The sequence below is a fragment of the Prescottella sp. GW823-FHT02E09 genome (genome assembly GCF_058797375.1).
The window spans coordinates 68775-92401 of record NZ_JBXAJP010000015.1 but is presented as its reverse complement, the minus strand read 5'-3'; the positions used below and the strand labels follow the sequence as shown (position 1 = coordinate 92401).

General features: G+C 69.1%; 24 protein-coding genes. 16 read left to right on the top strand and 8 right to left on the bottom strand.

All coding sequences use genetic code 11. The features are described from left to right. The first annotated feature begins 106 nt into the window (after positions 1-106). Genes AC1RIF_RS26520 through AC1RIF_RS26510 form a run of 3 tightly spaced genes read left to right on the top strand, consistent with a single transcriptional unit; the run spans position 107 to position 2116 of the window. A complete protein-coding gene (locus AC1RIF_RS26520; RefSeq protein ID WP_492604360.1) occupies positions 107-1036 on the top strand; it encodes an ABC transporter ATP-binding protein in 930 nt (309 codons plus the stop codon). Then, a complete protein-coding gene (locus AC1RIF_RS26515; RefSeq protein ID WP_492604359.1) occupies positions 1033-1884 on the top strand; it encodes an ABC transporter permease in 852 nt (283 codons plus the stop codon). Before AC1RIF_RS26520 ends, AC1RIF_RS26515 begins: the two co-directional genes overlap by 4 nt. After that, the gene (locus AC1RIF_RS26510; RefSeq protein WP_492604358.1) at positions 1874-2116 is read left to right on the top strand and encodes a helix-turn-helix transcriptional regulator; all 243 of its coding nucleotides are present in this window, start codon (positions 1874-1876) and stop codon (positions 2114-2116) included. The genes AC1RIF_RS26515 and AC1RIF_RS26510 overlap by 11 nt, the downstream gene beginning before the upstream one ends. Positions 2117-2187: 71 nt before the next feature. On the opposite strand, the gene AC1RIF_RS26505 is transcribed toward AC1RIF_RS26510, so the two are convergent. The 3 genes from AC1RIF_RS26505 to AC1RIF_RS26495 form a co-directional block, all read right to left on the bottom strand. After that, positions 2188-2736 carry a flavin reductase family protein gene (locus tag AC1RIF_RS26505; protein ID WP_492604357.1) on the bottom strand — a complete coding sequence of 183 codons (549 nt, stop codon included), beginning with the start codon at positions 2734-2736 and terminating at the stop codon, positions 2188-2190. Between the two features lie 73 nt (positions 2737-2809). Continuing rightward, the gene (locus AC1RIF_RS26500) at positions 2810-3334 is read right to left on the bottom strand and encodes a YbaK/EbsC family protein (protein WP_492604356.1); all 525 of its coding nucleotides are present in this window, start codon (positions 3332-3334) and stop codon (positions 2810-2812) included. A 15-nt stretch (positions 3335-3349) separates the two neighbouring features. Next, positions 3350-4351 (bottom strand): hypothetical protein, encoded by a 1002-nt coding sequence (locus AC1RIF_RS26495; protein WP_492604380.1) that lies wholly within the window; start codon positions 4349-4351, stop codon positions 3350-3352. Positions 4352-4578: 227 nt separating this feature from the next. On the opposite strand from AC1RIF_RS26495, the gene AC1RIF_RS26490 reads away from it, so the two are divergent. After that, positions 4579-5154 (top strand): TetR/AcrR family transcriptional regulator, encoded by a 576-nt coding sequence (locus tag AC1RIF_RS26490; RefSeq protein WP_492604379.1) that lies wholly within the window; start codon positions 4579-4581, stop codon positions 5152-5154. Here the strand turns inward: AC1RIF_RS26490 and AC1RIF_RS26485 are convergent. Next, positions 5148-5669: a 2-oxo-4-hydroxy-4-carboxy-5-ureidoimidazoline decarboxylase gene (locus AC1RIF_RS26485; protein ID WP_492604355.1), complete on the bottom strand. Its 522-nt coding sequence runs from the start codon at positions 5667-5669 to the stop codon at positions 5148-5150. The two genes, AC1RIF_RS26490 and AC1RIF_RS26485, sit on opposite strands and share 7 nt — an antisense overlap. Before the next feature lie 350 nt (positions 5670-6019). Here AC1RIF_RS26485 and AC1RIF_RS26480 point away from each other — a divergent pair, with 350 nt between their 5' ends. The 5 genes from AC1RIF_RS26480 to AC1RIF_RS26460 all read left to right on the top strand — a co-directional run bounded on the left by AC1RIF_RS26480 (position 6020) and on the right by AC1RIF_RS26460 (position 10509). Beyond that, entirely contained in the window at positions 6020-6373 is a 354-nt protein-coding gene (locus tag AC1RIF_RS26480; RefSeq protein WP_492604354.1) for a VOC family protein, read from the top strand. A 49-nt stretch (positions 6374-6422) separates the two neighbouring features. Next, positions 6423-6860: a carboxymuconolactone decarboxylase family protein gene (locus tag AC1RIF_RS26475; RefSeq protein WP_492604353.1), complete on the top strand. Its 438-nt coding sequence runs from the start codon at positions 6423-6425 to the stop codon at positions 6858-6860. Between the two features lie 39 nt (positions 6861-6899). Continuing rightward, a complete protein-coding gene (locus AC1RIF_RS26470; RefSeq protein WP_492604352.1) occupies positions 6900-7730 on the top strand; it encodes a crotonase/enoyl-CoA hydratase family protein in 831 nt (276 codons plus the stop codon). A 52-nt stretch (positions 7731-7782) separates the two neighbouring features. Next, entirely contained in the window at positions 7783-9480 is a 1698-nt protein-coding gene (locus AC1RIF_RS26465; protein ID WP_492604351.1) for an MDR family MFS transporter, read from the top strand. Positions 9481-9552: 72 nt separating this feature from the next. Then, positions 9553-10509: a phosphotransferase gene (locus tag AC1RIF_RS26460; RefSeq protein WP_492604350.1), complete on the top strand. Its 957-nt coding sequence runs from the start codon at positions 9553-9555 to the stop codon at positions 10507-10509. A gap of 27 nt (positions 10510-10536) precedes the next feature. Here the strand turns inward: AC1RIF_RS26460 and AC1RIF_RS26455 are convergent, their stop codons facing one another. Beyond that, positions 10537-11022: a GNAT family N-acetyltransferase gene (locus AC1RIF_RS26455; RefSeq protein ID WP_492604349.1), complete on the bottom strand. Its 486-nt coding sequence runs from the start codon at positions 11020-11022 to the stop codon at positions 10537-10539. Positions 11023-11124: 102 nt separating this feature from the next. Here AC1RIF_RS26455 and AC1RIF_RS26450 point away from each other — a divergent pair, with 102 nt between their 5' ends. After that, positions 11125-11667, top strand: a complete 543-nt coding sequence (locus tag AC1RIF_RS26450) for a hypothetical protein (RefSeq protein WP_492604348.1) — start codon at positions 11125-11127, stop codon at positions 11665-11667. A 28-nt stretch (positions 11668-11695) separates the two neighbouring features. On the opposite strand, the gene lexA is transcribed toward AC1RIF_RS26450, so the two are convergent. Both lexA and AC1RIF_RS26440 read right to left on the bottom strand, forming a co-directional pair. Continuing rightward, the gene (lexA, locus tag AC1RIF_RS26445) at positions 11696-12358 is read right to left on the bottom strand and encodes a transcriptional repressor LexA (protein ID WP_492604347.1); all 663 of its coding nucleotides are present in this window, start codon (positions 12356-12358) and stop codon (positions 11696-11698) included. A 90-nt stretch (positions 12359-12448) separates the two neighbouring features. Further along, positions 12449-12940, bottom strand: a complete 492-nt coding sequence (locus AC1RIF_RS26440) for an inorganic diphosphatase (protein WP_492604346.1) — start codon at positions 12938-12940, stop codon at positions 12449-12451. A gap of 166 nt (positions 12941-13106) precedes the next feature. Between AC1RIF_RS26440 and dacB the strand changes: the two genes are divergently transcribed. The 4 genes from dacB to hpt are packed head-to-tail and all read left to right on the top strand — an operon-like array spanning position 13107 to position 17138. Continuing rightward, positions 13107-14519, top strand: coding sequence for a D-alanyl-D-alanine carboxypeptidase/D-alanyl-D-alanine endopeptidase (gene dacB, locus AC1RIF_RS26435; protein WP_492604378.1), 1413 nt, complete (start codon positions 13107-13109; stop codon positions 14517-14519). 22 nt (positions 14520-14541) lie between these two features. Continuing rightward, on the top strand, positions 14542-15594 hold the full coding sequence (locus AC1RIF_RS26430) for an Rv3626c family coenzyme F420 biosynthesis-associated protein (RefSeq protein ID WP_492604345.1): 1053 nt from the start codon (positions 14542-14544) through the stop codon (positions 15592-15594). A 2-nt stretch (positions 15595-15596) separates the two neighbouring features. Then, positions 15597-16571: a tRNA lysidine(34) synthetase TilS gene (gene tilS / locus AC1RIF_RS26425; protein WP_492604377.1), complete on the top strand. Its 975-nt coding sequence runs from the start codon at positions 15597-15599 to the stop codon at positions 16569-16571. Positions 16572-16583: 12 nt separating this feature from the next. After that, positions 16584-17138 carry a hypoxanthine phosphoribosyltransferase gene (hpt, locus tag AC1RIF_RS26420; protein ID WP_492604344.1) on the top strand — a complete coding sequence of 185 codons (555 nt, stop codon included), beginning with the start codon at positions 16584-16586 and terminating at the stop codon, positions 17136-17138. Here hpt and AC1RIF_RS26415 read toward each other — a convergent pair. Next, a complete protein-coding gene (locus tag AC1RIF_RS26415) occupies positions 17099-19450 on the bottom strand; it encodes a serine/threonine-protein kinase (protein ID WP_492604343.1) in 2352 nt (783 codons plus the stop codon). The genes hpt and AC1RIF_RS26415 overlap by 40 nt on opposite strands. A 98-nt stretch (positions 19451-19548) precedes the next feature. Between AC1RIF_RS26415 and AC1RIF_RS26410 the strand changes: the two genes are divergently transcribed. Together AC1RIF_RS26410 and ftsH are read left to right on the top strand one after the other, a co-directional pair. Then, entirely contained in the window at positions 19549-20901 is a 1353-nt protein-coding gene (locus AC1RIF_RS26410; RefSeq protein ID WP_492604342.1) for an amidase, read from the top strand. A gap of 260 nt (positions 20902-21161) precedes the next feature. Then, the gene (gene ftsH, locus AC1RIF_RS26405) at positions 21162-23513 is read left to right on the top strand and encodes an ATP-dependent zinc metalloprotease FtsH (protein WP_492604341.1); all 2352 of its coding nucleotides are present in this window, start codon (positions 21162-21164) and stop codon (positions 23511-23513) included. Positions 23514-23627: the final 114 nt, after the last annotated feature.

Below are 23627 nucleotides of genomic sequence, written 5' to 3'. Positions count from 1 at the left end.
GTCGCTGCGCGAAGTCGCTGATCGGCAGGATTCGGCGAAGCACTACCGCTGCAATATGTAGTAGGTATGCTACAAAACATCGAAGGATCGTGACTAGGGAGGGTTCATGACTTTGAGAAGCGACGTCGTCCTCGACGTCGGCGCACTGCAGATGCGGTACGGCACCACCGACGTCCTGCGCGACGTGACGTTCCAGGCGCGGCGCGGCGAGGTGCTGGTCATGCTGGGTCCCAACGGGGCGGGAAAGACCACCACGATCGAGATCCTGGAGGGCTTCCGCGGGCGCTCGGCCGGCCGGGTCGCGGTCCTGGGTGCCGATCCCGAACACGGCGACGAGCAGTGGCGATCCCGGGTCGGCGTCGTCCTGCAGTCGTGGCGCGACCACGCCAAGTGGCGGGTACGCGAACTACTCGACCATCTCGGCGCGTTCTATCGGCCCTACCTCGTCGATCGAGCACGGGATCCCTGGGACACAGGAGAACTCATCGCCCTGGCCGGGCTCACCGAGCAGGCGGACGCCAGGATCGCCACGCTGTCCGGTGGTCAGCGCCGCCGGTTGGACGTGGCGATCGGAATCGTGGGACGTCCGGAACTGCTGTTCATGGACGAGCCGACCGCGGGTTTCGACCCCGCTGCCCGCCGGGACTTCCACGACCTGGTGCACCGCCTGTCCGATCTCGAGGACACGACGGTGCTGCTCACCACGCACGACCTCGACGAGGCGGAGAAGATCGCCGACCGGATCCTGATCCTGGCGGGTGGGCGCATCATCGCCGACGGCTCGGCCGACGAGCTGTCCCGCACGATCGCGGGCGAGGCCGAGGTGCGCTGGACCGTCGACCACCAGCGCTTCGTCCACACCACCACGGAGTCGACGAAGTTCGTCCACGAACTGTTCAAGCAGCACGGCGATCGCATCGAGGAACTGGAGGTACGCCGCGCCTCGCTGGAGGACACCTACATGACGCTGGTCCGTCGATTCGAATCCGACGAGGTCGAGACGGCCGTGCACACTCTCGCGGAGGTCACACGATGAATCCCACCACTACCGCTGTCCGCGCCGGGTTCACTCGCGGATGGATCGAGTTCCGCCAGCTGTACACCAACGCCCCCGACCTCATCGGCCAGTTCGCGATGCCGGTCATCGCGCTCGTCGCGCTCTACCTGCTGCGCAACCGGGACTATGCGGGCAGCGATCTCTCGGTCGCCGAGCTGGCGTTGCCCGGCCTCATCGGCAGCATCATCGCGTTCAACGGCATCTTCGCGATCACCAACGTGCTGGTGCTCGACCGGGAGGATGGCACCTTGCTCCGAGCCAAGGCGGCGCCCAACGGGATGGTCGGCTACTTCGTCGGCAAGATCCTGTCCGCGTCCGGCTCGGTGCTGGTGCAGGTGGCCGTCGTGCTGGCGGCGGGGATCGTGATCATCGGCGGGTCGTCACTGGACGGGGTGGGCGCGTGGACGACCTTCGTGTGGGTGGTGCTGCTCGGGCTGCTCGCCACTCTGCCGGCCGGGGCGATCCTCGGCGGCGTCCTCGAGGGGCCGCGCGCCACGTTCCTGCTGACGATGCCGATGATGGCGCTGGTCGCCGTGTCGGGCATCTTCTATCCGATCACCGCACTGCCCGGCTGGCTCCAGGGCGTCGGTCAGGCGTTCCCGATCTACTGGGTCGGGCTCGGCATGCGCTCGGCGTTGCTGCCCGACGACGCGGCCGCGATCGAGATCGACCAGTCCTGGCGGCATCTCGAGACCGCCGCGGTGCTGGGTGTTTGGGCGGTCGCAGGACTGCTGATCGCGCCGGTAGTGTTGCGACGCATGGCGCGTCACGAATCAGGATCGAGCATGGCCGAGCGGCGGGACAAGGCGATGCAGCGTGCCTTCTGAAGTCATCTACAACCGCATCGCGATGCTGCGCGCCGAACGGGGCATATCGCGGCGGGAGCTGGCCGAGGCGCTGGGCGTGCACTATCAGACCGTCGGCTACCTCGAGCGCGGCGAATACAGTCCCAGCCTGCATCTGGCGTTGCGGATCGCCGCCTACTTCGACGTGGCCGTGGAGGTGGTGTTCGCCACCGAACCCTTCCCCCGGCTGGGGTCGGGTGCCGAAACGGCCTGACCGCCCGGCCCCGTGAACGGCTCCGGCCAGGCTCGTCGTGGACGAACCTGGCCGGAACTGCGTCGAAGCGCCTAGTCGAGCGGCGTCGCGCGGTGGTAGCGCCCCTCGTGGTACAGCAGGGGTGCCGCCGCGGCCTCGTCGTCGTTCTCGTTGTGGATGCGGGTGATCAGACCGATCACGAGGGTGTGATCGCCCGCAGGGATGAGCTGGTGGACGGTGGTGCGCATCCAGATCGGGGTGCCGTGCAGCACCGGCTCGCCCGTCTCGAGCCGGGACCACAGCGACTCGTCGCTGAAACGCTGGTCGGCGCTGCGCGAGAAGCGCTGCGACAGGTGCTGCTGGTGCTCGCCGAGCAGGTGCACCACGATCGAATCGGCGGCGTGCAGCGCGTTGATACTCGACGAGTTGAGCGCGATGTTGAACGAGATCAGCGGCGGATTCATCGACAGCGACGCGAACGACGTCGCGGTGAAACCGACCGGGCCGGACTCCGAGTCGAGGGTGACGATCGTGACGCCGGCCGGGTGGCGGCGCATGGCCGCCTTGTACTCGTCGTTGCCGATGCCCGCCTCGCTGGGGACGACGGTGAGGTCGGGCGCATTCTCGACGTGCTGTGACAAGGCATTCTCCGATTCGGACCTGGTTGACTGCCGTCACTATAAGGCCGGGCTCACTGCCCTGGCATGCTTACGTTCACTCAGCGGGCAACTGGTTGTCGCGTCCGATCCTGGCGTCCTCCACGGCGCGGCCCATGTCGACCGCCAGGCCCGCCGTCACCCGCAGCAGCTCCGGGAACGTGGTCCGGAAGACCGTGTCGGGGTGCCCGGCCGCCGCCCACAGATCCGGGTAGCCGGCCAGCGCGGCGTCGAGGTAGGTGGGCAGATTGGTGGGATGCCCGAGCGGTGCGACCCCGCCGATCGGCTGTCCGGTGACCTCCCGGACCACGTCGAGCGGGGCCCGCGACAGCGTGCCCTGCAGGCGGGCGCCCGTGGCGGCCACATCGACCTCGTGTGCCCCCGACACCAGCAGCAACACCGGCTCGTCGTCGAGCAGGAACACCAGCGACTTGACGATGGCACCGAGCTGCGCGCCCAGAATGTCCGCTGCCTCGGCGGCACTGTGCGTCGGCGCGGGCTGGGTGACGATGACCCCGTGATGTCCGCGCGCGATCAGCGTGTCGGCGACGTGCGCCGCATTGGGATGCAGCAGCCTGGGCATGCTCCCAGGGTAGGACTAACTCGCGTCGCGGGTAGGCGTATGCGTGAGCGAAGTCCGGGCACGGCGGGTCCGCCACGCGGTGAAGCCGAGCAGCATGGCCGCACCCACCGCGGCGTACAGGGCGAGAGCGAGCGCCGGCTGGCCGACGCCGACATTGTCGAAGTACACGATGCTGCGCACACCCTCGGTGCCCGCGCCGGGCGTGATCCACCTCCCGATCGCGGCGTAGAAGCTGGGAATCACGTTCGCGCCGAATGCGCCACCCGCGCTCGGATTGCCCAACACCACGAACACTGCGATCGCGAGCGGGACCGCGAGAATGCCCACCGCCGCGCGCAGGCCCAGGGTGAACAGGGCCGTCCCGAACACCACGCCCGTTCCCAGCAGCCACAACGGGAACCAGTGCCCGGCAAACGTTCCCAGCACGTGCGTCGTGATCAGGGCGCCGAGCGCGCCCGACGCCACCGCATAGCCGAACAGGACCGCGATGTGCGTCCAGGCCTGGCGCACCGTCGACGGCGCGCCGATGAACAGCCCGATCGCCGCGGCCAGCAGGTAGCCGCCGACGACCCAGCCGATCGACAGGTAGAAGCCCGAGAGGCCGCGGTTGTCGTGGGCGCCGACGGGGATCTCGTCGCGCACCACGAACTGCCGGTCCTGGTCCGCCGCGACCCGCTGGAAGACCGACTCGAGCGCCGACGCGATCGAACTGCCTCCCGCGCTCGCGGTGATCAGGGTGTCCGTCCCGCTCGGATCGATGACGTACGCGCCCTGGATCTCGCGGTCCCGCAGCAGGCGCCGGACCTCGCCGGTGTCGGCCGCGGTCCGGGCGTCCACGGGATGCCCGTCGATCGCGTTCAGCTGGTCCACCGACTGCTGTCGGATGTCGGCCGGGATGCCGGGGGCGGCGACGACCGCGACCGTGATGTCCCGCGCGGTCGGCTGATGGAACGCTGCCACGTAACTGAGGATGAAGCCGAGTTGCAGCGCCAGCACGCCGACCACGAGTGCCGCCATGACCTTGCCGGCGCCGAAGCGTTCGAGCGGACTCTGGTGCGCAGGCGGGGGCGCGGCGGTTGCCGTGGGATGGATCGGTGTCTCGGTCGATGTGGTCACGGGTGTCCTCGAAGTCTGTTCGGGTCCCGACGGTCTTGTCGATACCGCGGGTATTGAATACCGTAGGTATCGTGACTGGTAGTCGTCAAGACGAGGTGGCCGCGACCGCGCGTCCGGCCCGGGATGTGGTGCGCGGACGCATTCTCGATGCAGCCGCGGACGAGTTCGCCGAACGCGGCTTCGCCGCCGCCCGCCTCGCCGAGATCGCGCGTCGGGCCGGGTTCACCAAGGGCGCGGTGTACTCGAACTTCGAGTCCAAGCAGGACCTGTTCGCCGAACTGTTCGCGCAGCGATCGCTCGAACTCGCCGGCCGGGTCCTCGCCGAGATCTCCGGACTCGACCCCGCCGACGCGGTGGGCAAGGGTGGGACCGAGGTCGCGTCGGCCCTCATCGCGGATCCCGGATGGTCGCTACTGGTCCTCGAGTTCGGGGTGCAGGCGGGCCGCGACCCCAACATCAAACAGGCATATCTGCGCGAACGTCGTTATCTGCGCGGCAAACTCGTCGAACTGATCGGCGACCGCGCACGCGAGTGGGGCGTCGACGTCGACGTGCGGACCACCGCGATCTCGTTGATGGCGCTCATCTCCGGTCTGGTCCTCGAACACTCCGTCGACCCCGAGGAAGTCGATCAGCGAGCCATGGGCGCCGCGGTGACCGCGCTGTTCGCCGGGGCCGTGGCGCGGGCCACCCGACCTCAGTAGTCGGGGAACCCACCCTCCGGGCCGAGCATCCGCTCGAGCCGCGTCCGTGTGATCATCGCGAGCTCGGCTGTGCGGACGTCGCGCTCGGTGTCGAGGTCGTGGGTCATCCGGTCCGTGAGGTTCGCCAGCAGTGCCCGCCCGTCCCGGCCGTCGGCGCACCAGAGATACCGGAACCCGAACCGCTCCTCGTACGCGGCACCGGCCTCGTCGAGCGTGCGCATCACGGCCTCGTCCTCGACCCACACCGCGCACTGTTCGCGGGAGGAGCGCAGGCTGCGGGCCCTCGAGCCGATCCGGGGATGGCCCTGCAGGGCCTGCTGGATCTCCGGCTCGGGCAGGACCCGCAGCTCCTTCTCCGCTCGGCTCAGCAGATCGGTGTGCGTCGCGTACGCGCGCCCGTCGGCCAGCCGGACCGACCACGACAGGCAGCAGCAGCACTCGAACAACGCGTGCACCGCGCGACGACGGGGTAGTTCGTTGAACCGGTCCAGGCCGATTCCCTGGTGCATCAACATGGGCAACCTCGCTCGCCGCCGCCGGTGTTCCTCCTGTCGGTAATTCGATCATGCGCCGCGCGTCGGGTGTCAGTCGGTCGGCGCGGATTTTGCACACAATTAACTAACGGGCCGCACCGGTTCGCGCGGCTCGGTGGCGGCAATCGAACTCCCGGGCTGGTCCAGCCGGATCCGATCTCTCACAAGCCTTCCCATGACCGATCTGTCTCCTTCGCGTGTCTTGCCCCGTAGTTCTTCAGGCCAGTTCTACAGGCCGGCGCCGACACGGGAATCGCGAGTCGGGCGCACCGGTTCCGTCCGAACGGGGAGAATCGAAGACGTCCGTCCACGCCCCGGAGAAGGAGGACGTCGTGCGTGTCACCCGCATCACGGCCAATCTCGATGTGCCCGACGTCGATGCCGCCAAACGCTTCTATACGGACTACCTCGGGTTGAGCACCGAGGAGTTCGACATGGGCTGGGTGGCGCGCCTCACCGCACCGGATACCGGGGCGAGTGTCCAGCTCGTCACGAAAGATGCTTCCGCTCCTGAGGATTCGGTCGTATCGGTGCACACCGACGACGTGGATGCGGCGTACGCGGAGGCTCAGGAGTGTGGCTACGAGATCGTGTACCCGTTGACCACCGAGCCCTGGGGTGTGCGCAGATTCTTCGTCCGAGCGCCGGATGGCAACATTCTGAACATCGTCAGGCATCGGGAATGACCGCATCGGTATCGCGCCGTCGGACGTGCCTGCCTCGAAAGGAAACCTCATGAGCTCCGTGAACCTCAGCAAGCAGCACCCGGACGCATACAAGCAACTCATCGTCCTCAACGGGCAGGCCGATGCCGCGATCGAGGCGGCAGGTCTGGACCCACTCCTCGGGGAACTCGTCAAGATCCGCGTCTCGCAGCTCAACGGGTGCGCCTTCTGCCTGCGCATGCACACCCGCGATGCCGTCGCGAAGGGGGAGACGAGCGACCGCCTGGCGGTCGTGGCGGCGTGGTGGGAGTCGCAGTACTTCACCGCGCAGGAACGGGCTGCGCTGGCCCTGGCGGAGCAGGTGACCCGGCTGTCGGTGCCGGACCCTCGGGCGTGGGACGACGGCTCGCTGACCGACGAGCAGGCGTCGGCGGTCAGTTGGCTCGCGGTCGTGATGAACGCGTGGAACCGGGTCGCGATCACCAGCCACTACCCGGTTGCCCCCTGACCCGGTGCCGAAGGGAACGCCAAAGGTTACTCTCGAGTAATGACGGAAAAGCAGAGCTGGAAGGCGTTCACAGTCGAGCGCAAGGACCACGTCGCCCAGGTGACCCTGATCGGTCCCGGTAAGGGCAACGCGATGGGGCCGGACTTCTGGGAGGAACTGCCCGACATCTTCGCCGAGCTCGATGCGGACCCCGAGGTCCGCGCCGTCGTGCTCGCCGGATCCGGCAAGCACTTCTCCTTCGGTCTGGATCTGCCCGCGATGAGCGGCGGCTTCGGTGCCGTCCTCGCCGACAAGGCGCAGGCCGGACCCCGCACCGATTTCCACAACCTCATCAAGCGGATGCAGTCCGGCATCAACGCGGTCGCGGACTGCCGAAAGCCCGTGGTCGCCGCGATCCAGGGCTGGTGCATCGGTGGCGGCGTCGACCTGATCTCCGCGGCCGACATCCGCTACGCGAGCGCCGACGCGAAGTTCAGCATCCGCGAGGTCAAGGTGGCCATCGTCGCCGACATGGGCAGTTTCGCCCGCCTGCCCGCGATCATCGGGGACGGGCACCTGCGTGAGCTGGCGCTGACCGGCAAGGACATCGACGCCGCCCGCGCGGAGAAGATCGGCCTGGTCAACGACGTGTTCGAGGACGCCGACGCCGTCCTGGCCGCGGCCCACGCAACCGCCGCCGACATCGCGGCGAACCCCCCGCTGGTCGTGCACGGCATCAAGGACGTGCTCGATCACGGCCGTTCCGCGGCGGTGAACGACAGCCTGCGCTACGTGGCCGCGTGGAATGCTGCCTTCCTGCCGTCGGAGGACCTCACCGAGGCCATCACGGCGGTGTTCCAGAAGCGTCCGCCCGAGTTCCAGGGCCGCTAGGCTCGAGAGGCGTTTGCCACTGCAGTTGTGAGAGCGACGGCGAGGGACCGACATGGCCGAGGAACCTCAGGATTCCGACCGGAACGTCGAATCCGCCGTCGCGCCGGAGGACTCCGGGCAGCAGGCCACATTCACGCACCGCCAGATCCTGGCGATCCTCAGCGGCCTGCTGCTCGGCATGTTCCTCGCCGCGCTCGACCAGACCGTCGTCGCCACCGCGATGCGCACCATCGCCGACGACCTCGACGGGTACGCGCTGCAGGCATGGGTGACCACCGCCTACCTCATCACCGCGACCCTGGTCACCCCGCTGTACGGGAAGCTGTCCGACATCCACGGCCGCAAGCCGTACTTCATGGCCGCGATCGTGCTGTTCGTGGTCGGCTCGATCCTGTGCACGTTCGCGCAGTCGATGTACATGCTGGCGGTGTTCCGGGCGATCCAGGGACTCGGAGCCGGCGGCCTGTTCTCGCTGGCGCTGGCCATCGTCGGCGACATCGTCCCGCCGCGCGAACGCGCGAAGTACCAGGGCTACTTCCTGGCGGTGTTCGGCACGTCGAGCGTGCTGGGGCCGGTGATCGGCGGCGTGCTCGCGGGGCAGGACCAGATCCTCGGCATCGCGGGCTGGCGGTGGGTGTTCCTGGTCAACGTGCCGATCGGGATGGTCGCGCTCGCGGTGGTGTGGCGGGTCCTGCACCTGCCACCGGTGCACCGGGTGATGCGGATCGACTGGTGGGGAGCGCTGGTCCTCGCGATCGGACTGGTGCCGTTGCTGGTGGTCGCCGAGCAGGGCCGCGAGTGGGGGTGGAGTAGCGACAAGGCCCTGATCTGTTACGGAATCGGCGTCGTCGGGGTGCTCGGGTTCGTCGCCGTCGAATACGTCATGCGCGACGCTGCGCTGTTCCCGCTGCACTTCTTCCGCGGCCAGACCTTCGCCCTCGGCGTGCTCATCAGCTTCCTTGTCGGTGCCGTGATGTTCGGCGCCATCACGGTGATCCCGCAGTTCCTGCAGGTGGTCAAGGGATCGAGCCCGACGATGGCCGGATTCCAGATGCTGCCCGCCGTGCTGGGGATCGCGCTCGGATCGATCCTGTCCGGTCAGTTGATCGCCAGGACCGGCCGCTACCGGATCTTCACGATCGTTGGCGCGGTGCTGATCGCCGTCGCGGCCCTGCTGCTGCACACCGTGACCGCGCAGACCAGCCTGCCGGTGTTCATGGTGTTCATCTTCGTGCTCGGACTGGGCCTGGGAAACCTGCTGCAGCCGCTGACCCTCGCGATCCAGAACGCGTTGCCGCCCAAGGACATGGGCGTCTCGACCGCCGCCGCCACGTTCTTCCGGCAGATCGGCGGCACGCTGGGGGTCGCGCTGTTCCTGTCGATCCTGTTCGCACAGCTGACGCCGGCGATCAGCACCCAACTGCAGGACGCCGCCAGATCCCCGGAGTTCCAGCAGGCCGTGGCGGCCGGGGTGAACAGCGCCAACCCCGTCGAAGCGGCGATCTCGCGTGGCCTCATGAGCGGAGACCCGAGCGCCGCGCAGGCCGCGATGAACGACACATCCTTCATCGAGCAACTGAATCCGACCCTCGCCGCACCGTTCAAGGACGGGTTCGCGATCGCGTTCGAGGCGGTCTACCCGCCGATCGTCGTCCTCGCCGTCGCATCGCTGGTGCTGATCCTCATCTGGCGCGAGGTGCCACTGCGGAAGAAGTCCGGCATCGACGACGACGGCTCCGACGTCGACTGATCGAACCGCCACCGGGCCGTTCGTCGACACAGCCTCATCACGCGCCCCCTTCGGCCTCACTACAGTCGAGGGATGCTGCCGCCGGGATTGTCCATGCTGTGGGAGTCGGTGGACCCGGAGGTCGCACTGCAGGAGCGATTCGGCTTCGACGGCTTCGCCGCGGTCGCGGAGTGGGTCTCGGGAACGCTTGCGCAGACGTGGGAGATCACCGCTGAGCGCTGCTCTCGCATGGTGATCAGCGGCCACAACGCGATCGTGTGGGTGGACAGCAGCCAGGGCGCGTTGGTGGTGAAATGGTCGCGGGCCCTTCCACTCTTCGCGAAGCTGGAAGCTTCGACACGGCTGCTGCGCACGCTCGGCGGACACGGTCTGCCGGTGGCGGTGCCGATTGCGGCCGTCGACGGCGTCGACCGTGCATCGCTCGAAGGTCCGGCAGGTGCGCTGTCGGTCACCGTGCTGCCGGAACTGACGGGAGACTGGCTGGACATCACCGATCCTTCGGCGGTCCATGCGGCCGGAGCGTGCCTGGCCGAGGTACATCGGGCGCTCGGTGGCGGTCACCACGGACCCTCACCGTGGTCGCCGCGCACCACGGGTCTGGCGGAGCGCATCGATGACTGGTTGGCGCACCGGGATCGTGGATTCGCGCCGGAGGCATCGCGCCGAATCAAGGATCGTCTGCCGGGACTGCCTGAGCTCGAAGACGAGCCTCAGCTGGTACACAACGACTTTCGTGCAGCCAACATCCTGACGCGAGACTCGAGGGTCGTCGGGGTACTCGATTTCGACGAAGTGGTGCTTGATCACCGAGTGAACGACCTGGCAAAGGCCGGCGTCTATCTCGGGACACGATTCACGGACTGGCGGCCGACACCCGCAGCGGTGCGGCAGACGCTGCTCGCCGGGTACGAGACCGTGAGACCTCTCAGCCCTGCGGAGGCACAATGGTTCGACATTCTCGTGCTGTGGCAAGGGATTCTGGCCATTCCGAGCGACGACGACACGGCCGGGTGGGCATCGGCGCTGTAACGACTGCCGACTCGTGGTCCGGACCCCTCAGCCGTCCAACGGAAAGCGGTAGACCTTGGACGGGCGCGCCTGGAAGCCGAGACGTTCGTAGAGCCGATTGGCCGCTGCACGATCCGGCCGGGAGGTGAGATCCACCGTCCGGGCACCCGACTCCCGGGCGATGCGCAGGGCCTCCCGAGTGAGGAGACCGGCGATTCCGTGGCCTCGCGCCACACCGTCGACGACGACGTCTTCGATACGGGCCCTCACGCCGGACGGCAGAGGCAGCAACACCAGGGTCAGGGTGCCGACCACCGCATCAGGCGTCCGGGCGACGAGCACGGTGTTGGCATCACAGCTCACCATCCGGTCGATCGCCTCGGGGTCGAGGGGCTTGGCGGTCGAAGACAATTGCGGAAGCAACCCGCTGAAGGCGTCGACGAGTTCTCGACTCGCCTCCCGCACGATCTCTACTCGGACGTCCATGTCCGGGAGCTTATGTCGGTGCGAGCTGTCCTTTTCGGTGATCGTCATACAGGGCACCCTTCGGCCCGCGAGCGGTCGCGGTGGAAGCACATTCGACCCGTGGAATCCGGTCCGAGCACAGGGAAGATGGTTGCGCGATACCCTGCGTGGGTGGCCGACAAAGCGAGCCTCCGAATCATGCGGCTGCGAAGTCTGATCGAGCACCCACGCACCGGGGACAGTGAACGGGCAGCAGCACAAAGAATGCTCGAGCGAGTTCTGGACAGGTCGCGCACCCAGTACGGCTACGGTGACCGTACATATGGCGCGCGCCATGATCGGGTCGGCCGGCATGCCGGTCCCTCGCGAATCGCAGACATGATCCGCGAGGACATAGCGCTAGCGCGAGTGACGTTGCCGGCTGCGGCTGTGCCGGAACAGGTTGCCGTCAACGACCCGATCGGCGATGCCCCTCCAGGGATCAGCTTCACCGTCGAGACGCCTGATGATGCCGGCATCGACATCACGATCCACGGCGTCCCCAGGGATTGGGGATGGGACGGCGAAGATGGTGTCGAGACCTTCAGTGCTGCGCTACGAGCCCTCGCCGGTGAGCTCGCGGAAATCATGAACGGCTACAACCGCAACGGGTCAGACATAGGGCAGCGGTTCTTCGGCCGTGTGCGAGTGGGCGGTGAGACGCTGGAGTGGTGACCTCGGATGTGGCCGGGAACCGTGGGGATCAGATCCGCCGCATCACCGAGACCACCTTGCCGAGTACGACGGCCTCGTCGCCGTCGATGACGTCGTAGGCCGGGTTGCGGGGTTCGAGGTACACGTGGCCGTTGCGTCGGCGCAGCACCTTGACGGTGGCCTCGCCGTCGATCATCGCGGCGACGATCTCGCCGGAATGGGCCTCGTGCTGGCGGCGCACCACGACGGTGTCGCCGTCGCAGATCGCGGCGTCGACCATCGACTCGCCGCGCACCCGCAGCGCGAACACGGTGCCGGAGCCGACGAGCTCACGCGGCAGCGCCAGCACCTCGTCGGCGTGCTCCTCCGCGAGGATCGGTGCGCCGGCCGCGATGTCGCCGACGACCGGCACCGTCACGGTGTTCTCCGCGAACCGGCTCGGCGCCGAACCGGCGAGGAACGGGCGCACGTCCAGCTGCCGCGCCATGGCGGTGCCCCGGCGGAGAAACCCCTTCTCCTCCAGGCTCTTGAGGTGCCGCGACACCGTCGACGTCGATCGCAGGCCCACCGCGTCCCCGATCTGCCGGGTGCTCGGCGGGCAGCCGTGCGAGGACACCCAGTCCCGGATCACCAGCAGAATCTGCTGCTGGCGGGGCGGCAGGGTGGAGGCGTCGAGGCCGCCGAACATGTCGAGATCGTCGTAACCGGTCACCCGGCGAATGGTAGTGGGGGCCGGGGACACCCCCGGAAACAGAGAAGGTGTGGGACCTCGAGAGGCCCCACACCTTCACCGGTGGTTACTTCAGTGTCCGCCGTTCGTCTTCAGGCGCTCGAAGGCCTCCGCGATGACCTTCTCCGCCTCGGCGCGACCGACCCAGTCGGCGCCCGTGACGTGCTTGTTCGGCTCGAGATCCTTGTAGTGCACGAAGAAGTGCTTGATCGCGTCCAGCTCGAACTGCGCGACGTCGGCCAGATCCTGGATGTGATCCCAGCGTGGATCGCCCGCGGGCACGCACAGCACCTTGTCGTCGCCGCCGGCCTCGTCGACCATCTTGAACATGCCGACCGGGCGGGCCTCGACGATGACGCCGGGGAACACGGACTCGGGCAGCAGCACCATCGCGTCCAGCGGATCGCCGTCCTCGCCGAGGGTGTTCTCGATGTAGCCGTAGTCGGCCGGGTAGCCGAAGGAGGTGTAGAGGTAGCGGTCCAGCTTCACGCGGCCGGTCTCGTGATCGACCTCGTACTTGTTGCGCTGGCCCTTGGGGATTTCGATGGTGACGTCGAACTCCACGTCTTGTCCTCACTGTCCTGTCTGCGGCTGCCGCCTCGGTAGACGGTTCGGGAAAAGGGTAGCGGGTCGGCGATACTGTGTTGTGCAGGTGCCGGGCACTTGGTCGGCCCCTCGCGCGAAACGGTCTGAGTAGTCCGAGAAGTCGGTGAAGCGAGAACCCGGAGGGATGTTGGCGGGCGACGGAAAGAAGAAGATCGGCACCCTGGAGGGGCGTCGACGCCGAAATATCCGGATCCTGATGGCATTGGCTGCTGTCCTCGTCCTCGCCGCCGCCGGCACCACGATCGTGGTGATGCAGCGCGGGACCGCGACCGCCGCCCAGGAATCGGCAGCCGAGTCCCCGAAACCGTCACTCATCACCGCGACACCGCAGGTGGCGCCGCTGTCCGCCGACGCCCCGATGCCGTCGCCACAGGCCCTGGCCGCGGCCCTCGCGCCCGTCGTGTCCAACCCCGCGCTCGGCTCGTTCTCCGGATCCGTCGCCGACGCGCTCACCGGCAACGTGCTGTGGAGCCAGAACCCGGACACCCCGATGACGCCGGCGTCGACCACCAAGATCCTCACCGCGGCCGCCGCGATGCTCGCGCTGCCCGCCGACCACCGGGTCGCGACGCAGGTGGTGCAGGGCTCGCGTCCGGGCGAGATCGTCCTCGTCGGCGAGGGCGACCCGACGCTCACCGCGCAGCCGGCCGGACAGCCCGGCTACTACCCGGGCGGCCCGCGGGTCGCGGACCTCGTCGAGCAGATCCAGCGCGCGGGTGCCGCGGTGGACAGCATCGTCGTCGACACCAGCGCCTACACCGGCCCGACGATGGCGCAGGGCTGGATGCCCGAGGACGTGGCCGCCGGTTACATAGCGCCCACCGAATCGCTCATGATCGACGGTGGCCGGATCACGCCGCTCGCGGACGAGTCGCCACGCAGTCCCACCCCCGCCCTCGACGCCGGCCGGGTCCTGGCACAGGCGCTCGGGATCGACCCCGCCCGTGTCAGCCTCGGGAAGGCCGAGCCCGGTGCCGCCCCCGTCGCGAGCGTGCTGTCGGCGCCCCTGCGTGACCGGCTCGGACAGATGATGCGCAAGTCGGACAACGTGCTCGCCGAGGCCATCGCCCGCGAGGTCGCGGGCGCGAAGAACACCGAACGTTCGTTCGCGGGCGCCACCGCGGCCATCGCGCAGACGCTGTACGACGCGGGCTTCGGGATGGACGGACTGACCCTGCACGACGGCAGCGGGCTGTCCGTCGACAACCGCATCCCCGCCCGGCTCCTCGACGAGACGCTCACCGCAGCGGCCGGCGACACCAAACCGCAGCTGCGGCCCATGCTCGACGACCTGCCGGTCGCCGGCGCCACCGGCACCCTCTCGGACCGGTACGCCTCGGGGGACCGGACCGGCGCGGGCTGGGTGCGGGCCAAGACGGGAACTCTGTCGGTCGCCAGCGTGTTGACCGGATATGTCGTCGACGTCGACGGCCGGGTCCTCACGTTCGCGCTGATGTCCAACAACAGCCCCCCGGAGGTGAGCCGTCCCGCGCTGGACGCGGTCGCCGGGACCCTGCGGCTGTGCGGCTGCCGGTGAGTCGAGGGAAGTGAGCGGTGACGTGACGGAGCCGGAGAGCGGATTCGGGAATGCGGTCGACTGGCGTCTGGCCGCCCGGACGGGTGCGCGACTGGCTCCCGCCGGACCGTCGACGTCCCGGTACACCGCGCAGTCGGTGGTCGCGGAACTCGAGTCCGCCTCGATCCGCGCCGAGGGGCCGGTCCGGGACGTCACCGGCCTCGCGGACGGCCTGCCGATCCCGGCCGCGCAGGTCGTCGACCGGGCCGGCTGGATCCGGGCCGCCGCACACTCGATGGCGCAGCTGACCGGCACCGACATCGATGCCGCGCAGCGCACCCTGCTCGCCGGCAAGCCCGGCGGCGTGCAGGCCGGGGCGATGCTGGCCTACCTGTCGTCGGCGATCCTCGGCCAGTACGACCCGTTCACCGGCGAACACGGCACCCTGCTGCTGGTGGCGCCCAACGTTCTGCAGGTCGAGCGCACCCTGAAGGTGCCGCCCAGCGACTTCCGGCTGTGGGTGTGCCTGCACGAGGTGACCCACCGGGTGCAGTTCTCGTCGGCGCCGTGGATGGGCGAGTACATGCGCCAGTCCGTCGCCACCCTCGGCGAGTCGACCGACGAGCCGATGACCGAGTTCGTCGCCCGGCTGTCCGGCGCACTGCGCGACCGCCGCCGCGGCGAGGATCTGCCCGCCGACCAGCGCGGCGTCATCGGGCTCCTCCGCGCCACCCAGGCCGAACCGCAGCGCCGCGCACTCGACCGGATGCTGATGCTCGGCACCGTCCTCGAAGGACACGCCGACCACGTGATGGACGCCGTCGGGCCCGCGGTCGTGCCGTCGGTGGTGCGGATCCGCAAGGCGTTCGACGCGCGCCGACGCCGCCAGAGCAATCCGGTCCAGCGGCTGGTCCGGGCGCTGCTCGGCATGGACGCCAAGATGGCGCAGTACGTGCGCGGCAAGAGCTTCGTCGACGCCGTCGTCGCACGCGTCGGCATGGAACAGTTCAACGCCGTCTGGTCCGGGGCCGACGCGATGCCGACCGTCGACGAGATCGACAACCCCGACGCCTGGATCACCCGGGTGTTGGGGTGACGGTGCCCGCTGCCCTGCCCGAGGCCCCCGCGATCCTCGAGATCCGGCACGCCGTGCGGGCGTGGCTGGCGCGGCACGAACCGGCCGGCGCCGTCGTCGTCGCACTCTCGGGCGGGGCGGACTCCCTCGCCCTCACCGCGGCCGCCGTCGCCGAGGCGCCCGCGGTGCGGGCACTCGTCGTCGATCACCGACTGCAGGACGGCTCCGCCGCCGTCGCCGCCGCCGCGGCCTCCCGGGCGCTCGCGCTCGGCTGCGCCGGCGCCGACGTCGTGGCGGTCGACGTGACGGGCCCGGGGGGACTCGAGGCCGCCGCCCGCACCGCCCGGTACGCGGCACTCGACGCCGGCCGGCGCGGTCGTCCCGTCCTGCTCGGGCACACCCTCGACGACCAGGCCGAGACGGTGCTGCTGGGCCTGGCCCGCGGCTCCGGTGGACGCTCCATCCGCGGCATGGCCGAGTACGACGCGCCGTGGGGGCGCCCGTTGCTCGGGGTGCGCCGCGCGACGACGCGGATTGCGTGCGCCGAACTGGGGCTTGCGCCGCACGACGACCCGCACAACGCCGACCCCGGATTCACCCGGGTGCGGCTGCGCACCGAGGTGCTGCCCCTGCTCGAGGACGTTCTCGGCGGCGGCGTCGCCCCGGCCCTGGCTCGCACCGCCGAGCACCTCCGCGAGGACGGCGAGGTGCTCGACATACTCTCCCGGCAGGCTCTGGCGGTGGCCCGCGACGACGACGACCTCGTGGTGGAGCGGCTGACCGACGTCCCGGTCGCGGTGCGGCGCCGCGTCCTGCGGTTGTGGCTCCACGACCGCGGCGCGAAGGCGCTGACCGACCGGCAGTTGCGCGCCGTGGACGAACTCGTCGGACGGTGGCGGGGACAGGGCGGTGTCGCCGTCGGGGGCGGCAGACCGGGAGTCAGGTTGGTTGCATCCCGGCGGCGTGGCAGGCTGTCGGCGGGGTTCGTGAACGACTGAAGGGAATGCTCCGTGTACGAGGGCGACATCGCATCGGTACTCATCTCCGAGGAGCAGATCAAGGAGCGCACGGCCGAACTGGCCGAGGCGGTCGCCGAGCGCTATCCGGTGGGCGCACCGGAGGGTGACCTGCTGCTGGTGGGTGTCCTCAAGGGCGCCATCTTCTTCATGACCGACTTCGCGCGGGCACTGCCGATCCCCACCCAGATGGAGTTCATGGCCGTCAGCTCGTACGGCTCGTCGACGTCGTCGTCCGGTGTCGTACGGATCCTCAAGGACCTGGACAAGGACATCGCCGGTCGCCACGTGCTGATCGTCGAGGACATCATCGACTCCGGCCTGACGCTGTCGTGGCTGATGCGCAACCTCAAGACCCGCAACCCGGCATCGCTCGAGGTCGTGACGCTGCTGCGCAAGCCCGAGGCCGTCAAGGTCGACGTCGAGGTCGCGCACGTCGGCTTCGACATCCCCGACGAGTTCGTCGTCGGCTACGGCCTGGACTACGCCGAGCGCTACCGCGACCTGCCCTACATCGGCACCCTCGACCCCAAGGTGTACGGCGGATAGTTCCCCTGCGAGACGACGCGTTCGAGCGCGAGCAGGTCCTCCTCGAGCAGGCGGAACAGCCAGTACACGAGCACGAACGCGATCACTCCGCCGACGCACAGCACCCGCACCGCGAGGATCACGACGGAGATCTCGTCGGGGGACAGGAACGTCACCCCGGCGACTCCGACCAGCGGTACCGACGCGGCCACCGCGAGGTACAGGGTGCTGCGCCGGTCGAGCCGGCGCAGCCGACGATCGTCGCTGCTGCTGGTGACACCGTGCGGCAGCAGCGACGGATACAGGCAGCGCACCGCGTAGAACGTGACCAGGAAGAACGGGTACGCCACCGCGACCGCCCCGCACACGATCTGCGAACCCAGGAAGTGCACGTACGCGCCCTGCGGGATGCTGCCCACCGCGATCTGCAGCGACAGCGGGAACGCGATCCCGGCGACCAGCCACAACGCGAACACCACCGCGACGATCCGGTCGCCCATCAGCAGGGTGTCGGCCCGGGCTCGCGCCAGGGTGGCCGCGTCGTAGGTGCGGCCCTTGCGCAGACCGCGCGGCACCGTGATCACATTGCGGCAGAAGAACACGATCAGAGCGAACCCGAGCGGGAACAGGATCCCGTTGATCACCTGCGACACCTCGGCGAACCGCTGCTGCGCGTCCGGGGACAGCGCATCGATGATCAGCGTCTTGTTGTGGTGGTAGTTGTACACCGCGGCCAGCGCGTTCGGCACGCCCACACCGACCGCGACGATCGGGATCATCCACGGACGAAGCCGGTACCGCCAACTGGTCGGCGGCGGGTCGACCAGATCCCGGGCCCGGGCGTCGAGGCACAGGTCGAACTGCTGCGCCAACTCCGCTCCGGTCGACCAGCGGTCCGCCGGGTCCGGTGCCAGACACGTCAACAGCACTCGGCGCAGCGCCGCCGGACAGTCGTCGGGCAACTCGGCCTGGAACTCCGGATCGATGTCGCGGCGGCGCAACGCGAGCATCCGCTCGAGCGACGTCGCCGACTCGCCGGCGTCGCGATCGTCCGCGAACGGGCGGCGCCCGGTCAGCAGTTCCCACAGCATCACCCCCAACGCGTAGATGTCGCTGCGGGCGCCCAGGTCCGAGGCCGAGCCGGGCAGGTCCGGGTGGCAGGCCTCGAGCTGCTCGGGTGACATGTACGCCAGCGAGCCGCCGAAATACGCGACCGGGCTGGTCCCGGCGACCCGGTCACTGAAGCTGATGTTGAAGTCCGCGAGCTTCGGGACGCCCTCCGACGTCAGGAGCACGTTCGCAGGCTTGATGTCCCGATGCAGGACACCGCGGCTGTCGGCGTAGTCCAGGGCGTCGGCGAGTCGACGGCCCAGCCACGCCACCGTCTCGGGCCACGACAGCGCGGCGATCTCGTCCCGCACACTCGAGTCGCTGGGTCGGATCTCGCCCTTGCGTTCGAGGGTCTCGTCGATCGCCTCGAGCAGCAGCCGGCCGGTGCGCGGGTGCTCGGGATCGTGCGGTTCCTCGCGCACACGGCGCAGCACGTCGAGCAGCGTGCCGCCCGGCACATACTGCATGTACAGCAGCTTCAGCTCACGATCCGCCAGCAGCCGCTGGTCGAACACCCGCACGATGTAGTCGTGGTCCAGCTGGGCCAGGGTCTGCGGCTCGGTGCCGTGGTCGTGCGAGATCTTCACCGCGACCAGCCGCTGCATCGACCGCTGCCGCGCCAGGAACACCCGCGCGAACGATCCGCGGCCCAGCCCGGTCAGCAGATCGAAGTCGTCGATGCAGTCGCCGACGTCCACCTGGTCGAGGGCGTGCTGCGCACCGGGCTGGGCGATGAGTGTGCTGCGGTAGTCGCCCGCGCCGTTGCCGACCCGGGCCAACTGGTCGGCGAGCTCGGGGAACTCGCGCGCGTACGCCTCCGCGTCGGCGACCCGGCCGCAACGCCGGCGCAGGTGGAAATCCTCGTAGATCAGGTCCGGGGGCAGTGGTTTAGCCTGCAGGTCGGGGAACTCCGAGTGATAGTCCGTCAGCGGCTTCGGCCGGTCGGCGCGCAACAGCCGGTAGTCGAGATCGACCTTGATCAGCTCTACCAGTGCGGCCCTGCGCAACGCGTCGCCCACGGCCAGTCCACCGGGCAGGAAGGTCTCGACGTCGGGGGGCTCGCCGGTGGCCTCCCACTCGGACGCGAACCGGGCCACCACGTCGGCCAGGAACGAGATCGTCTCCGCGCCCGGATCCAGCGACGTTCCGGCGGCAGCCGTGGGAGCTGTCGTCGCAGCGAGGCCTGCCGAACCTGTGCTTGCCGAACCAGGGCCATCCATCACTCGTCACCGTTCGGGAGAGGGGAGCGGCCGGAAGGGTGAGGAGAACTCACCCCTCGGGGTACTCGAAATACTATCGCCGTCGGCTGCATACTCGGCAGGTGCAGGATCACCTGGTCGAGGAGTTCACCGCAGTTTCCATCGCTGCCCGGGTGCGTTCCGGCGCGCTGTCGCCGGTAGATGTCGTCGCGGACGCGCTCCGCCGCATCGAACGACGCAACCCGCGGATCAACGCCTTCGTGCGCGTACTGGGGGAGCGGGCCCGCGCCGAGGCCGAGGCCCTGGCAGCGCGCCCCGACCTGTCGAGCCTGCCATTGGCCGGGGTGCCGGTCGCGATCAAGGACAACGTCGAGGTCGAGGGCGAGCCGATGCGGGACGGCTCGGCGGCGACCGATCCGCGTCCGTCCACCCACGACCACCCCACGGTGGCTCGACTGCGCGCGGCCGGGGCGATCCCGGTGGGACTGACGGCGGTGCCGGAACTGTGCGTGTGGGGTGCCGTCGATTCACCCGGGACGATCACGCGCAATCCGTGGAACCCGGACCGGGTCCCGGGGGGTTCGTCCGGCGGTTCCGCCGCCGCCGTCGCCGACGGCATGGTGCCGATCGCCCTGGCGGCCGACGGCATGGGTTCGATCCGGATCCCGTCGGCCGCGTGCGGCGTGTTCGGCATCAAGCCGGGCCGCGGTGTGGTGCCGGCCGAGTTGGGCGCGCACTCGTGGTTCGGGATGTCTGAGAACGGTCCGATCGCGACCACTGTGGAGGATGCGGCGCTGATGCTGTCGGTGCTGGCCGACGAGCCTTCGCTCGCCGAGATCCCGGAGTCGCGGCCCCTGCGCGTCGGCGTCGCGGTCAACACGGCGTCGCCGATCATCCGCGTCGACCCGGACTGGGCGCGCGGTGCCGAGCAGACCGGTCTACTCCTCGAGCAGGGCGGGCATCGGGTCACCCAGACGAAGGTGCCCTACCCGCCGACCATGTCGGCGGCGTTCCTGCGCTGGTTCGCCGGCACCGCCGACGACGCCGCAGGCCTCGACCCCGCGCTGCTGCAGCCCCGGACCCGACGGCACGCCGCGATCGGGCGGGCGATCAACCGTGCGGGGCTGGTGCGCCGGTCACAGGTGGACCGTCTCGAAGAACGCATGCGGTCGTTCTTCATCGCGTACGACGTGCTGCTGACGCCGTCGCTGGCGCAACCGCCGATCGAGGCGCTCCCCTGGAGCGAGAAGTCGTGGGCGGCCAACCTCGTCGCAAATGTACGATATGCCCCGTTCAGCGCAATGTGGAACGTGCTCGGCTGGCCGGCCGCCAGCGTGCCGGTCGGGATGCATCCCACGTCCGGCACACCGGTTGCGGTCCAGGTCGTGGCGCCACCGGGCGGGGAGTCGACGGTGCTCGCGGTGGCGGCCGAGCTCGAGCGGCGGCAGGCCTGGCCTCGCCACACGCCCGTGTGATTTGCGGCACGTATCGTCCCTGTGTGGGGTGATTTCGGCCGCCGACGGGAACCGGCGAGGGCCCGGCGTGCGTTGAACGGATTGACTCCACTTCGCGGAGTGGATGGCTGCTACCAGGCGTCGAGCATCATCGTTCGCGGTAATCTGAGGTGTCCGAGCAGCCCGAACGCCGACTGTCCGGTGACCTGGACCGTCGACCCCGTACCTGCACGAGCGTAGCCCGCACTATCGAAAGGACCGGCCGCCGTGGCCGAACCTGTATGAACCGCAAGACTGTGTTCCGCAACCTGGCGATAGTCGCCGGCGTCCTGTTGGTGATCTACGCCTTCAGTTACTTCGGTAACGACACGCGCGGGTTCAAGTCGGTCGACACCTCGGTGGCGATCTCGCAGATCGACTCCAAGAACGTCGAGAAGGCGCAGATCGACGACCGCGAGCAGCAGGTGCGCCTGTGGCTCAAGGACGGCAACGAGGCGACCGAGGACTCGAAGCAGATCATCGCCAAGTACCCGAACGCGGCGTCCGAGCAGATCTTCGACAAGGTCTCCGGATCCGGGGCGCAGGAGTTCAACACCAGCGTCACGCAGGAGAGCTGGCTGACGTCGCTCCTGCTGTTCGTGCTGCCGATGATCATCCTGCTCGGCATCTTCTTCTTCGTCATGAACCGCATGCAGGGCGGCGGACGCGGCGGAATGATGGGCTTCGGCAAGTCGAAGGCCAAGCAGCTGTCGAAGGACATGCCCAAGACCACCTTCGCGGACGTCGCGGGCGCCGACGAGGCCGTCGAAGAGCTGTACGAGATCAAGGACTTCCTGCAGAACCCGTCGCGCTACCAGGCGCTCGGCGCGAAGATCCCGAAGGGCGTGCTGCTCTACGGTCCTCCCGGCACCGGTAAGACGCTGCTGGCGCGCGCCGTCGCGGGCGAGGCCGGCGTGCCGTTCTTCACGATCTCCGGTTCGGACTTCGTCGAGATGTTCGTCGGTGTCGGCGCGTCGCGGGTGCGTGACCTCTTCGAGCAGGCCAAGCAGAACAGCCCCTGCATCATCTTCGTCGACGAGATCGACGCGGTCGGTCGCCAGCGTGGCGCCGGCCTGGGCGGTGGCCACGACGAGCGCGAGCAGACCCTCAACCAGTTGCTGGTCGAGATGGACGGCTTCGGCGACCGCACCGGCATCATCCTGATCGCCGCGACCAACCGCCCCGACATCCTCGATCCCGCGCTGCTGCGTCCCGGACGCTTCGACCGGCAGATCCCGGTCGGTGCGCCCGACCTGGCCGGCCGCCGCGCGATCCTCAAGGTCCACTCGCAGGGCAAGCCGATCGCGCAGGACGCCGACCTCGAGGGTCTGGCCAAGCGCACCGTCGGCATGTCCGGCGCGGACCTGGCGAACGTCATCAACGAGGCGGCCCTGCTGACGGCCCGCGAGAACGGCACCGTGATCACCGAGGCGGCGCTCGAGGAGTCCGTCGACCGTGTGATCGGCGGCCCGCGCCGCAAGAGCCGGATCATCTCCGAGCACGAGAAGAAGATCACCGCGTACCACGAGGGCGGACACACCCTTGCGGCGTGGGCGATGCCGGACATCGAGCCGATCTACAAGGTCACGATCCTCGCGCGCGGCCGCACCGGCGGTCACGCGATGACCGTGCCCGAGGACGACAAGGGCCTGATGACGCGGTCCGAGATGATCGCGCGCCTCGTGATGGCGATGGGTGGTCGGGCCGCGGAGGAACTCGTGTTCCACGAGCCCACGACGGGTGCGTCGTCGGATATCGACCAGGCCACCAAGATCGCCCGCGCGATGGTCACCGAGTACGGCATGAGCGCCAAGCTCGGTGCGGTCCGCTACGGCCAGGAACAGGGTGACCCGTTCCTGGGCCGGTCGATGGGTATGAACTCCGACTATTCGCACGAGGTCGCCCGCGAGATCGACGAGGAGGTGCGCAACCTGATCGAGGCCGCGCACACCGAGGCGTGGTCCATCCTCAACGAGTACCGCGACGTCCTGGACATCCTGGCCCGCGAGCTGCTCGAGCGGGAGACGCTCACCCGGAAGGATCTCGAGCAGATCTTCACGAGCGTCGAGAAGCGCCCGCGGATCACCGCGTTCAACGTCTTCGGCGAGCGCACGCCGTCGGACAAGCCGCCGATCAAGACGCCGCGCGAGCTCGCAGTCGAGCGCGGCGAGACGTGGCCGCCGGTTGTCGAAACCGAGCCGACGCCCGAGGTGCCGCAGCCGACCTTCGTCAAGCGTGAGACGGTGCCGGCGCCGCCCCCCAACGGGTACGCGGCACCCGACCAGGCAGGGCATCCGCAGGCGCACCCACAACACCCGCAGCACCCGGCCCCGCCGGTGCAGGGCACCCGACCGGACTACGGCGCTCCCGCGGGCTGGTCCGCGCCGGGATGGCCCCCGCAGGAGCCGGCCGACCGGGGTCGCCCGCAGAACCCGAGTGGCTGGCAGCCGTACCCGCAGTGGGAGCCGCCGCAGCAGCAGCGGCCCACCGATCCCGAGGGGCGTGCGGTCCACCGACCTGGCGATCAAGGGACCGGACGGTCTGATGACGATGCGCGCACGCAGGCCTGGGAGGGGCCGAGCGGCCCGCAGTAGTCGGCTCGGAACTAGGCTTGGCCCTGGCTCACCCCGTTTCGGTGTGGGTCAGGGCATTCAGCCCCGATACTGGAGGTGCGGTCGGTTGTCGGTGAATCAGCTGGGGAGTGAGCC